The 3725-nt window shown below is 70.0% G+C and carries 4 protein-coding genes; 1 reads left to right on the top strand and 3 read right to left on the bottom strand.

The genetic code is table 11. The features are described from left to right. Positions 1 to 680: acyl-CoA dehydrogenase family protein (locus AC1D12_RS27705; RefSeq protein WP_477844272.1), on the bottom strand; the 680-nt coding region annotated here is incomplete at its 3' end. Between the two features lie 9 nt (positions 681 to 689). Then, positions 690 to 1871, bottom strand: a complete 1182-nt coding sequence (locus tag AC1D12_RS27700) for an acyl-CoA dehydrogenase family protein (RefSeq protein ID WP_465111896.1) — start codon at positions 1869 to 1871, stop codon at positions 690 to 692. A gap of 89 nt (positions 1872 to 1960) precedes the next feature. Between AC1D12_RS27700 and AC1D12_RS27695 the strand changes: the two genes are divergently transcribed. After that, positions 1961 to 3136, top strand: coding sequence for an MFS transporter (locus tag AC1D12_RS27695; protein WP_477844270.1), 1176 nt, complete (start codon positions 1961 to 1963; stop codon positions 3134 to 3136). 94 nt (positions 3137 to 3230) lie between these two features. Here the strand turns inward: AC1D12_RS27695 and AC1D12_RS27690 are convergent. Next, positions 3231 to 3725, bottom strand: a 495-nt coding sequence (locus AC1D12_RS27690) for a retropepsin-like aspartic protease family protein (protein WP_477844266.1), incomplete at its 5' end; no start/stop codon positions are given.

The raw sequence follows: 3725 nt of genomic DNA, 5'->3' as shown, positions 1-3725 counted from the left end.
GCATGACCATCGCCGGCAGCCACCAGCAGCGTGGCCGGCGCATCAGCGAGCGCCAGCTCGGCCGCACGCGCGCCATCGGCGGTGCCGTAGCCGCGCGTCTTCACGCCGGCGGCGCGGCGTTCGACGAGGAACAGCGCGACGCCCGCCGGGTCGTCGACCGCACCCGACACCCGGGCCGGCACGATGAACGCATCCGCCAGGTCACCGGCCGGCACGAGGCTCTTCGCGCCGTTGAGCGTCCACGCGCTGCCGGCCGCCTTCGCCGAGGTCTCGACGCGCGCCAGCCGGTAGCGCGCGCCGCGCTCCTGGTGTGCCAGCACGACCAGCGCGTCGCCAGCGGCGATCTTCCCGAGCCAGCCGTCGATCGCCGGCTGCGGCGCGCAGGCCGACAGCACGCCGCCGGCGATCAGCGCGCCTTGCGCATAGGGTTCCAGCACCAGGCCACGACCGAGTTCCTCCATCACCACCATCGCGTCGGTCGGCCCGAAGCCCATGCCGCCCTGCGCCTCGGGCACGAACAGCCCGGTCAGCCCGAGGTCGGCCATCTCGCGCCACGCCTCGCKCGAGCAGCCCCCGGCCTGCACGATGCGCTTGCGCCGCTCGGCGTCGTAGCCCTTGGCGACCCATTTGCGCACCGAGTCGCGCAGCATCTCTTGATCGTCGGAGAAGTCGAAGTCCATGTCGTTTCCTCAGCTGCCCAGCACCGTCTGCGCGACGATGTTGCGTTGCACCTCGTTGCTGCCGCCGTAGATCGTCGTCTTGCGCACGTTGAAGTAGGTCGCGGCCAGCGGCGCGCAGTACGCCGCGCCGACGTGGTCACCCTGCCAGCCGGCCTCCATGGCGTCGTGGATGAAGGGCACGCTGTACGGCCCGGCCGCCAGCATCAGCAGTTCGGTCAGGCGCTGCTGGATCTCGCTGCCGCGGATCTTCAGCAGCCCGGCGACGTCCAGCGACTGCTTGCCGGACTTTTCAGCGCTGAGCACCCGCAGCACCATCATCTCCAGCGCGACGATCTCGACCTCCAGCTTCGCGATCTCGTCGCGGAAGCGCACGTCATCGTAGACCTTCTCCGCCTTCGCGATGCGCTTGAGCCGCTCCAGCTCGCGCTTCGAGCGGTTCACGTCGGCGATGTTGGTGCGCTCGTGGGCCAGCAGGTACTTGGCGTAGGTCCAGCCCTTGTTCTCCTCGCCGACCAGGTTGTCCGCCGGCACCTCGACGTCGTCGAACCAGACCTCGTTGACCTCGTGCTCGCCGTCCATCGTGATGATCGGCCGCACCGTGATGCCGGGGCTCTTCATGTCGATCAGCAGGAAGCTGATGCCGGTCTGCGGCTTGCCTTCGGTGCTGGTGCGCACCAGGCAGAAGATCCAGTCGCCGTACTGGCCGAGCGTGGTCCAGGTCTTCTGGCCGTTGACGACGTAGTAGTCGCCGCGGCGCTCGGCGCGGCACTTCAGCGACGCGAGGTCGGAGCCCGAGCCCGGCTCGCTGTAGCCCTGGCTCCACCACACCTCGCCGCTCATGATGCCGGGCAGGTGGCGCCTCTGTTGCTCGGGCGAGCCGAAGGCCATGATCACCGGCGCGACCATCACCGGGCCGAAGGGCACCACGCGCGGTGCGCCGGCCAGCGCGCACTCTTCTTCGAACAGGTGGCGCTGGATCGCGTTCCAGCCCGGGCCGCCGAACTGCGTCGGCCAGGCCCAGCCGTGCCAGCCCTGCTGGCCGAGGATCTTCGCCCAGCGCTGCAGGTCGTCCTTCGACAGGCGCAGCGCGTTGTGCACCTTGTGGCTGATGTCCTTCGGCAGGTGCTCGGCGACCCAGCCGCGGATCTTCTGTCGGAAGGCCTGCTCTTCGGGCGTGAAGTTCAAATCCATCGTCGTGTCTCCTGTGCGCCGCGTTTTAGCACGGTCGTGCGCTGACGAAGTGTCCCAGCAGCGACAACGGGCCTACCGATAATCCCGCGGTGACTTCTTCCTATCGTTCCACCGTGGCCGCGCTGGCTGCCGGCCAGCTGGTGAGCTGGGCGGCGCTGTACTACGCATTCTCGTCCTTCGTGCTGCCGATGCAGCAGGCGCTGGGTTGGAGCAAACCCGTGTTGATGGGCGCCTTCACGCTCGGCCTGGCGGTGTGGGGCGCGAGCAGCTACGCGGCCGGCGCGGCGATCGACCGTGGCCACGGGCGGGGCGTGATGACGCTCGGCGCGGTGCTGGCCGGTGCCGGTTTCCTGCTGTGGTCGCAGGTGGCGCAGCCGGCCACGCTGTACGTCGCGTGGGTGTTGCTGGGCGCGGCGATGGCGATGATCCTGTACGAGCCGGCGTTCACCGTGCTGACCAAGCGCTTTCCGGAGCGCTACCGCGACGGCATCACGTCGCTGACGCTGGTGGGCGGCTTCGCGAGCACGCTGTCGTTCCCGGCGGTGGCCTGGCTGGTGAACGCCTGGGGCTGGCGCATCGCGCTGGCGGTGATCGGCGCCGTGCTGCTGCTGGGCGTGGCACCACTGCACGCCTGGGCGCTGCGTGGCAGCGATCCGCCGCAGGCGCCGCGTGGCGGGCACGACGCCGCTGACGATGCAACGCTGCACGAGGCCCTGCGCCACCGCGCGTTCTGGCTGCTCACTGCCACCTTCACGCTGTACTCGTTCTCGGCGGCCACGCTGTGGGCGCATGTGATGCCGATCTTCGCGTCGAAGGGGCGCAGCGAGGTGCAGGCGCTCGCGGTGCTGACCTGGATCGGGCCGGCGCAGGTGGCGGGGCGCTTCGTGTTCCTCGCCTTCGGGCGCCGGGTCACGCCGCGCGGGCTGGGGCTGGCGGTGCTGGGTGGCCTGCCGCTGTCGTTCGCGATCTTCGCGCTGGCCGAGCACTTGGCGGCGTTGATCGTGTTCGCGGTGCTGTTCGGCATCGCCAACGGGCTGGTGACGATCGTGCGCGGCAACCTGGTGCCCGAGTACTTCGGCCGGGCGCACGTCGGGCGCATCGGCGGGGCGATGTCGGCGATCGCGCTGTTGTCGCGGGCAGCCGCGCCGGTGCTGACGGCCTGGCTGCTGCTGGCGCTGCCCGGCTACCGCGAGCTGCTGCTGATGCTGGCGGCGCTCGGGGTGGTGGCGCTGGTGAGCTTTGCCTTCGCACGGCCACCCACGTGATGACGACCCCTCGATCGACGAGTACGTCGACCGATCCCCCGAGGGGATGCGGGCCGGCTTGGGGCGGCCCGGCGCTCGGCCCGCTGCGCGTTGGTCAAGGTTTCTTGTCGAGCGTCATCGTGTCGTTGTCGCGCTTCATCTGGAAGCGCGTCAGGAAGCTGTTGCCGAGCAGCACCTGGCTCATCGAGGCCGGCATGACGACGGCATCGACATTGAACACCTGCACGTCGCCGATGCGCACCGAATTGAGCGTGATGCGCCAGGCCGTCACCGAGCCATTGGCGGTGTTGACCATGCCGCGCTGGCCGTCGCGGTACTTCAACCCGATGGCGTCGGCTTCCGATTGGGAGATGCTCACGGTGGTGGCGCCGGTGTCGACGAGGAACACCACCGCCTTGCCGTTGATCGAGCCTTGCGAGTAGAAATGGCCGCCCGGGCCGACCGGCAGCACGATGCGGCTGCCGCCGCCTTCGACCGGCGCGGCCCCGAGGCTGACCTGCACGCCGCCGAGCCGCAGCTGCTGGCGCTCGCCGCCGACCTCGACGACGGCCTCGCCGCCCGACATGCTGATCAGCTTGACGCCCTGGAC

This window comes from Rhizobacter sp. P1_G5, from assembly GCF_056405435.1.
This window is presented reverse-complemented; position numbering and strand designations above follow the sequence as displayed.